General features: G+C 48.7%; 6 protein-coding genes and 1 pseudogene. 5 read left to right on the top strand and 2 right to left on the bottom strand.

Going from position 1 to position 8,473, the window contains the following annotated elements; genetic code table 11:
• Positions 1-546: pseudogene (locus tag NDI44_RS24995) on the top strand (photosystem II q(b) protein); the annotation flags it as partial.
• Positions 547-778: 232 nt separating this feature from the next.
• On the opposite strand, the gene NDI44_RS24990 reads toward NDI44_RS24995, so the two are convergent.
• Entirely contained in the window at positions 779-1,066 is a 288-nt protein-coding gene (locus NDI44_RS24990; RefSeq protein ID WP_190414334.1) for a hypothetical protein, read from the bottom strand.
• Between the two features lie 58 nt (positions 1,067-1,124).
• Between NDI44_RS24990 and NDI44_RS24985 the strand changes: the two genes are divergently transcribed.
• The 3 genes from NDI44_RS24985 to NDI44_RS24975 all read left to right on the top strand — a co-directional run bounded on the left by NDI44_RS24985 (position 1,125) and on the right by NDI44_RS24975 (position 6,267).
• A complete protein-coding gene (locus tag NDI44_RS24985) occupies positions 1,125-4,148 on the top strand; it encodes a HEAT repeat domain-containing protein (RefSeq protein WP_190414332.1) in 3,024 nt (1,007 codons plus the stop codon).
• A 162-nt stretch (positions 4,149-4,310) separates the two neighbouring features.
• Positions 4,311-5,405, top strand: coding sequence for a chorismate synthase (aroC, locus tag NDI44_RS24980; RefSeq protein WP_190414330.1), 1,095 nt, complete (start codon positions 4,311-4,313; stop codon positions 5,403-5,405).
• 7 nt (positions 5,406-5,412) lie between these two features.
• Positions 5,413-6,267: an MBL fold metallo-hydrolase gene (locus NDI44_RS24975; protein WP_190414328.1), complete on the top strand. Its 855-nt coding sequence runs from the start codon at positions 5,413-5,415 to the stop codon at positions 6,265-6,267.
• A 41-nt stretch (positions 6,268-6,308) separates the two neighbouring features.
• On the opposite strand, the gene NDI44_RS24970 is transcribed toward NDI44_RS24975, so the two are convergent.
• Positions 6,309-7,247: a phosphodiester glycosidase family protein gene (locus tag NDI44_RS24970; RefSeq protein ID WP_190414326.1), complete on the bottom strand. Its 939-nt coding sequence runs from the start codon at positions 7,245-7,247 to the stop codon at positions 6,309-6,311.
• A gap of 164 nt (positions 7,248-7,411) precedes the next feature.
• Between NDI44_RS24970 and NDI44_RS24965 the strand changes: the two genes are divergently transcribed.
• The gene (locus NDI44_RS24965) at positions 7,412-8,473 is read left to right on the top strand and encodes a hypothetical protein (protein WP_242037124.1); all 1,062 of its coding nucleotides are present in this window, start codon (positions 7,412-7,414) and stop codon (positions 8,471-8,473) included.

Raw genomic sequence — 8,473 nt, 5'->3', positions numbered from 1 at the left:
TTCAACTTCATGATCGTGTTCCAAGCCGAGCACAACATCCTGATGCACCCCTTCCACCAACTCGGTGTAGCCGGTGTCTTCGGGGGTGCCCTGTTCTCCGCCATGCACGGTTCACTCGTGACCTCCTCCTTGGTGCGTGAAACCACCGAAACCGAATCTCAGAACTACGGTTACAAATTCGGTCAAGAAGAAGAAACCTACAACATCGTGGCAGCCCACGGCTACTTCGGTCGGTTAATCTTCCAATACGCTTCCTTCAACAACAGCCGTTCCTTGCACTTCTTGTTAGGTGCATGGCCCGTCGTCGGCATCTGGTTCACCTCTTTGGGAATCAGCACGATGGCATTCAACCTGAATGGTTTCAACTTCAACCAGTCAGTGATTGACAGCCAAGGTCGGGTCATCAACACTTGGGCAGATGTCATCAACCGCGCCAACCTGGGTATGGAAGTGATGCACGAGCGCAACGCTCACAACTTCCCCCTCGACTTGGCAGCCGGTGAGTCCACCCCAGTGGCTCTGATGGCTCCTAGCATCAATGGTTAATCGCTAGAGACACGATATATCTCGTCTCTATAAAATAAAAACGCTCTTCCGTTAGGAGGGGCGTTTTTTTGTTTGAGGAGAAAGAGAACGCAAAAGACGCAGAGGAAGCGATCGCGCCAAAACCATATTTCGGCTATCGTCTAAATGGGCTGTCCCGTCCATATCATCAGAAGAGCTAGATTGGTCAAGAAAGCGATCGCGAGCAACCTCCAAAGATTATGAAGCCGGGAAATCAAAAGCGCGTTTTTGCTTCTAGTACAGTCTTATTTAGCTTTTTACTGGCAAGTACGAGTGTTGCCCAAAATCCAAAACCACCCGCAGCCAGTCCAGTCGCCTCACCTACTGCGAAATCTTCTCCCGCACCAAAGCCTGCTGGTACAAACAATCCAGCCGCCTCACCCACACAAACGCCCCCGCCTTCACAGTCACCCAGCACAGTTGCTTCACCAACCTCCACTTCAGTGCCAAGCATTGCTGGCAGTTGGATTGCGTTTTGGGCGAGTATCACAGTCGCTTTCATAGCTGGTGGATTTGCATTGTGGCAGTTGAGAAAAAATCATCAGCTAGAACGACAGAAAATGCAATTGCAAAAGGACTTGGAGCAAGAGAAGCTAAAGGCTCAACAAGAACTGGAGCGAGAAAAGCTAAAGGCTCAATGGGAGTTGGAGGAATTTAAGCATGAAAATACCCTGGAACTGAAAACTTGGGAAATAGAACAACAAAAGCAGCGACAGGCGGAAGAAGCTGAGGAAGCAGCAAAACGGGAAGAACAAGCCAATGCCAAACAAGTATTGATTGCCGAGGAATGCGCTAAAGCCTACCGCGAAAAACTGAAGCACGAACTCTGTCATCTGAGTATTTCCGACTTGCCTAACGTGCCGTCTACTCTGAACTTAGAGAGCATTTACGTGCAGATGCAAGTGCGGGAAGAAGAAACCCTGCGCTATGCCAAAGACGAAGAAATGGCACCACTGGCAGCAGGAGAACCCAGCCAACTGCTGCGACGCTCCCAGGTACACATAGTAAAACAAGCAGAAATTGCCCTCTCTCCAGAAGATACCTTGGTGAAATTCCGACGCATAGTGGTGTTGGGCGATCCGGGTGCTGGCAAAACTACGATGCAGCGGTATTTAGCCCTCCAAATGGCTAAACAGGCTGAACCAAAATTGCCCTATTTGCCTGTTTATGTGGAACTAGGCAAATTTGTAGAAAGCAAGAAAAATGATTTGCTCGATTTCATAGCTGATGAGTGGGAGAAGCGCTATGGCTTTAGCAATGCTCTCCCTTACCTAGAGCAACAGCTAGATGATGGCAAAGCCGCGCTGTTGTTAGATGGACTCGATGAGGTGCTGGGTGGTGGGACTCAGGAGGAGGCTCAAGCCGCTTACAAGCAGGTGGCTGATGAAATTAATCGACTAGCGACGCTGTTTTCTGCTGCTCCCATTGTGGTAACTTGTCGAAAAGCTGGCTGGCGCGGAGGATTGAAAGGATTTCAGACGCTGGAAGTGCTGGATTTCAGTTGGGAGCAGATTCAGGAGTTTGTCAATCTTTGGTTTAAATCAAACTCCGATAAGGCTGAAGGACTACGGCAAGCACTGGAAAAGAATTTGCGAATGCAGATACTGGCAGCGAACCCGCTGCTCCTCTCCCTGATTGCCATTGTTTACCAAGAAGATTTAGAATTGCCGGAGCGTCGCGCTGAGTTATACAAACGATGCCTAACAGTGTTACTGAAAGAGTGGGATTCCCATCGAGACATCAAGCGATTCAGCCAGTTTAGTACAGATGGCAAACGCAATCTTTTGAAGGAGGTGGCTTGGCATTTCCACAAGTCAGGAAAACGCTACTTCCCCGAAGATGAGTTGCTGGAGTTGATTGCCGATTTCTTGCCAACGATAAATATCCCGCGAGAAGACAACAAAGCCATCTTGGATGAAATTGCTGCTCAGCATGGGCTGCTGAAGGTGCAAGCGCATGGATGGTATGGGTTTGTGCATTTGACATTTCAAGAATATTTTGCAGCCCTAGCAGTTAAGGACAACGGTGCAGCTGCGTTGTCAGAGGTTATTGTTCATCGCCACGAGCCTTGGTGGGAAGAAGTCATCCTGCTGCTGTCTGAGATGTTAAAGGATGCCACACCACTGTTGCTGGGTATCTTGGGACATTCCACAGGTTTACCAGAATTACCAGAAGGTAACTTAGCGGCGAACGATGACCGTTTCCACAGCGATTTGCTCTTAGCAGAACGTTGTCTGGCAGGTACTCCTCAAATTCTGATGAATGGTTTGCGCGATCGCATTATTGCCGATGTTAAAAATTTGCTGCTAACCTCGCCCTACGAATTCGATTGGGATCGGGCAGCTAGAGTTTTGATCGAGATTGGTGACAAAGCCCTTATCAACGAATTGCTGGAGATGCTGACAGACAAAAGTATCGAGCCATCAGATCGCCGCGAGAGCATTGCCAAAGCCTTTGGGGATATCGGCGATCGGAGCGTGGCTCAAAGCTTGCTGGGACTCTTGAACAATCACCTCGAACTGGATTCATTGGTTCACTTGAGCATTGTAGGGGCGCTTGGTGCTTTAAAAGCAACGTTTGCAGTTGATAGTCTGCGAGACCTGCTAGAGATCGAGAAAGAACCCAATACTAGGGGACAAATTATTCAAGCTTTGGGCAAGATAGGTGATAAAAAGGTTGCTTCTTCACTTCTAGATATGTTTTTGGATACAACTACTGACCTAAAGATTAAGTCAGAAATTGCCCAAGCTCTAAAAGACCTAAACGATCCATCTTTGACTAATCCAATCTTAGAAAAGCTTAGGGATGAAACAATTGACTGGCAAGTAAGGTGGCTGTTGACGGAATCTCTTGAAGGTCTGCAAGAAACTGCAAAAGATTCCTTGATGGAAATTCTCGAAAGCCAAGACATCAACGACGGTGTCAGAGTGGGCATAGCAGCAACACTTGGAACTTGGGGAGTGAGGGAAAGCATCCCCCATCTTCGTAATGCTTTAGAAAACCAAGTTGTGCCACCCAGCCTGAAATTGGGAAATTACAGTCAGTCAGGCTATTTGTGGAGGAGGATAACTCGTGTTCTCAACGGCTTCGGTGATAATTCTGTAAAGCAGATTTTGATAGAAAAATTAAAAGAGAAGATAACTTTAAAAAACCAGGGAAAACCGTCAATAATTGAAATCATTAACGCCCTATATGAGTATAAGCCTGAGGAAATAGCTCATCAAGTATTAGCCATAGCTCGTGGGCAGGTGCAGATAACATTTTTTGATGTTGGCAAAGGAATGTTATTACTCTCCATGCAAAACTTTGCTACCAAAGCATTGCTGCCCGATCTACGAGAGCTACTTGCTGAACGCAAGAAGTACGGCATTGATGAATTAGGGCAAATTGGAATCATTACTGCAATTGCGAAAGTAGGAGATGACCTAGAAACAGTCAAGGCTCTGCGAGAAATGACATCAGTAATGGAATCTACACAAGACGAGTTTTTGCGGAATGCCATCTACCAAGCGCTTTATAACGTTAGCAGGCGTGCTGGAGTGCGTGTGAATGCTGATGGACAGATAGAGGAACTGAAAAAATAAGCGTGGTACAAGCGATCGCTTCTCTCTACTCTTACCTCTGCGTTCTCTGCGTCTTGGCGGTTCGTTTAAATAAAAACAGTTGCAGCGAGATGCGCGATCGCTCCCCACCTGAATAGCGATCGCTGTTAAGATACAAATCGCTATGCATCCTCCTTAAGTATTATGGGCAATACCTTCGGGCATCTATTTCGCATCACTACATTTGGCGAATCCCACGGCGGCGGTGTCGGGGTGATTATCGATGGGTGTCCACCGCAATTGGAAATTTCTGCCGAAGAAATTCAGGTAGAACTCGATCGGCGGCGTCCGGGACAAAGTAAAATCGTCACACCGCGCAAAGAAGCTGACACCTGCGAAATTCTTTCCGGCGTATTTGAAGGCAAAACCTTGGGAACGCCAATCGCAATTTTGGTGCGAAACAAGGACACTCGCCCCCAAGATTATGATGAGATGGCGCAGAAATATCGTCCTTCTCATGCTGATGCGACTTACGATGCTAAATATGGCATTCGCAACTGGCAAGGTGGCGGCAGATCCTCAGCGCGGGAGACAATTGGACGGGTAGCTGCTGGCGCGATCGCTAAAAAAGTCCTTCATCAAGTTGCTGGAGTTGAAATCATCGCCTATGTCAAGCGCATCAAAGACTTAGAAGGCGTTGTCGATCCCAATACTGTCACTTTAGAACAAGTAGAAAGTAATATTGTCCGCTGTCCCGATGCCGAATGTGCAGAGCGGATGATTGAAAAAATTGAGCAGGTAGGGCGAGAAGGCGACTCTATCGGTGGAGTTGTAGAATGTGTTGCCCGTCATCTACCCAAAGGGCTAGGTTCGCCAGTATTTGATAAGCTGGAAGCAGACCTGGCTAAAGGTGTCATGTCTCTACCAGCAAGTAAGGGATTTGAAATTGGCTCTGGTTTTGCCGGTACTTTGTTATCGGGCAGCGAGCATAATGACGAATTCTCGATTGACGAAAGTGGCGAAATTCGCACCAAAACGAACCGTTCCGGCGGGATTCAGGGGGGCATCTCCAACGGAGAAAATATTATTCTTCGGGTGGCATTTAAACCAACAGCCACCATTCGCAAAGAACAGCGCACCGTGACCCGCGAGGGTGAAGAGACTATACTAGCAGCTAAGGGGCGTCACGACCCTTGCGTTTTGCCCAGAGCGGTGCCTATGGTAGAGGCAATGGTGGCTTTGGTGCTTTGCGATCATTTGCTACGCCATCAGGGTCAGTGCGGTACTTTAAAGCCTTGAGAGTGAAATGGAAACCAGCCCTTCTTCCGAGTTTTTGCTTCAGTTTTGGGGTGTGCGAGGCAGTATCCCCTCCCCTGGAAAAGATACCGTTCGCTACGGTGGCAATACTTCTTGTATAGAAATGCAAATTGGTGGAAAACGCCTGATCTTTGATGGCGGCACCGGCTTGCGTCTTCTATCTAAGGATTTGATAAACCAGCAGCAGTCAGTAGAAGCTTATATGTTTTTTACTCACTACCACTGGGATCATATTCAAGGAGTACCGTTTTTTAAGCCAGCTTTTATGGAAGGCAATTGCTTCCACATTTATGGGGCAGTGCCACCAGATGCAGACTCCATGAAACAGCATTTCTGCGATCGCGTGATGCACTCAAATTCTCCAGTGCCACTGCAAGGCATGGAAGCTGACTTGAAGTTTTACGAGTTAATTTGTGGCGATACCTTTCAGGTGGATGATATCACCATTGAAACCGGCCCGCTGAACCATCCCAACGGCGCGATGGGATATCGGGTGACGTGGCAGGGGCACACAGTCTTCTACTGTACGGATACGGAACATTTGCCGGATCGTCCAGATGAAAATGTGCTGCACTTAGCCCGCGAAGCCGATGTCTTGATTTACGATGCCATGTACACCGATGAGGAGTATAACAACCCCAAATCTCCCAAAGTCGGCTGGGGACACTCTACTTGGCAGGAAGGGGTGAAAGTAGCGCAGGCAGCAGGCGTCAAGCGGTTGGCAATTTTTCACCACGAACCGAACCACAGCGATGACTTTCTCGATCAAATTGAGACACAAGTTCAAGAAGTCTCGCCGGGTTCGTTCCTTGCCCGTGAAGGGATGATTGTGCAGGTAAATTAAAAAATGCAAAATTAAAAATTAAAAAATAAGATTGTTTATTTTTAATTTTTAATTCTTATCGGTCGCGCATAAAAGCCCAGATGGTTCGCCACTGGGCGCTGTCGCATGGGGATTCGAGTATGAATCGGTGAATTGAGCGATGCTCCTAACACTTCGCTAGGCTTCTCTCCACGACGCGCTACCACCAGCGTTGTCGAACCGCCGCCATCCAAGTTCAGCGCCCGATAAACACCCAACTCGGCAAGAATATTTTGCAGCTCAATTATACTGACACCCTCACTATAGAAACGCTGGCGACCATCAACCAGAATTAACCACAATTTCTCGCCGCTTTCATCAGTCGCAACCACTGTGCGCGGAAATAACTTTTTTTGATCGCGGTTATCTTTCATCACCACTAAGTTGCCGCGTTCGATGATGATTTCGCCGCCTGCCAAAGCTTGAGCCGTATCCGCAGGACAACTCGCCTTGCTGATTTGGGCACGATTATCCTGAGAAAAACACAAAACGGGCCAGCCTCGCTCAAACGCAGAGTAGGTGACGCCGTTAGAAATCGCCTGCCCCAATACGTTCACGGGTTCGCCACTGTGGGGATAATATAACAGCCATTGCTCTTGGAATGGGTAAAAAAAGCTACCATTGATTGCCAATTGCAAGTTAAATTCCCGCAAAAAGTCACTGGTCGTTTGTGCTACGGTTTCTTTTCCTTGGGTGGGTTTTCCTGGCGTTACTAACACCCCAATTCCTGGCGCTTTTAGGTCGATAGTGACAACGTGGATCGTTAGGGGGCGCGGTGTTGAGCGGGGAATGCGCCGATAAACGATACCTTGAAATAGCGGTTGCTGAACGTCGGTGCGGGGTGGACGACTGAGACACGAAACGCCATAGAAGACACCATAGAGTCCCAGAGACAACAGCACCAGACTAAGGGCAATGGCACTGAGCGATCGCTTCCAGGAAATTTTGCGTCGTTTGCTCATGCTGGTTGAGGATTTTTCGACCACCGATTATCCCAAGATATCCTCTCATTTTGAAGCAAGGGCCGCGATCGCATTCTCAGCGCATTCTCATAGCTAAGAGCGATCGCGCATCATTGAATAGCACTTAGGATAAAAAAGAGTTTTAAGTTCGTAGGACGCAAGCCATGCGATTACAGTGGTTACTGTGGGGAGCAATCCTCAGCGTTGGGCTGTCAGCACTGCCCGCTCAAGCACAGATAACAGATGCTAAAGTAGCGGCATTCGCAGAAGCGCTCAGGAAGGCAGCACCCCAAACCGGAAAACAGGACGATGGACTCTACAGCGACTGGCAAATCAAACTAAACAACATTCCCCGCTGGTCAAAACAATGCACCGGACGTGCCCTAAGCACAGCGGAATTTGAAGCAAATCCCGCCACCGCACGGAAAGTTGTAGAGTGCATCATGGGCAATATTCTTCGCCAACAGTATCAAGCGGCGGGTAACAATGAATCCGTAGCGGTACAACGGGCGGCTGCTTGGTGGATGACAGGCGATCCCACCCGCTATAACAGTAAAGACATCGCTTCCTACATCCAAAAAGTTTCTGGTTTTTACCAGCAGTCGCGTTCAACTTCATCCGCAGTACCGCCTGCCTCAACCCCACCCAAACCTGCTACCCAACCAGCGGCTAAACCAACTCCAACTCCCACGCCATCACCATCACCCACCTCAAACCAGCCACCCGCAAAACCCCCTGTCACAACGGCGGCGGCTACCAATTCAGCAAAGATTTCTGATACCCATGTAGGGGCACTGGTGGAAGCGTTACGACGGGCAGCACCGCAAACTGGCACCGCTGATGATGGACTGTACAGCGAGTGGCAAGTTAAACCAGACAATATACCCGGCTGGTCACAACAATGTATCAATCGGGAACTAACACCAGCGCAATTTGAAAGCAGTCCCGTAACCGCACGAAGCATTCTGGTGTGTGTCATGCGCGACGTGTTGCGGGACGAGTTTCAGGCGAGTGGCAACAATGAGGTGGTAGCGGTACAACGGGCGGCTTCCTGGTGGATGACGGGCGATCCGACCCGCTATAACAGCAACGAAACCGGCCCTTATACAGAAAAAGTTCTTGGTTTCTATCAAGAGTTGCGCTCAACTTCATCGGCTTCACCACCTACCTCTAACCAGGCAGCTACAAATTCAGCGACAGAGCCGAAGTTATTTCCCCATCGCTAA

It is taken from the genome of Trichocoleus sp. DQ-A3 (genome assembly GCF_039961975.1).
Taxonomy (GTDB): Bacteria; Cyanobacteriota; Cyanobacteriia; order Cyanobacteriales; family FACHB-T130; genus FACHB-T130.
Note: the sequence above shows the minus strand (reverse complement) of the source record. Positions and strands in the feature narration are given on the sequence as shown.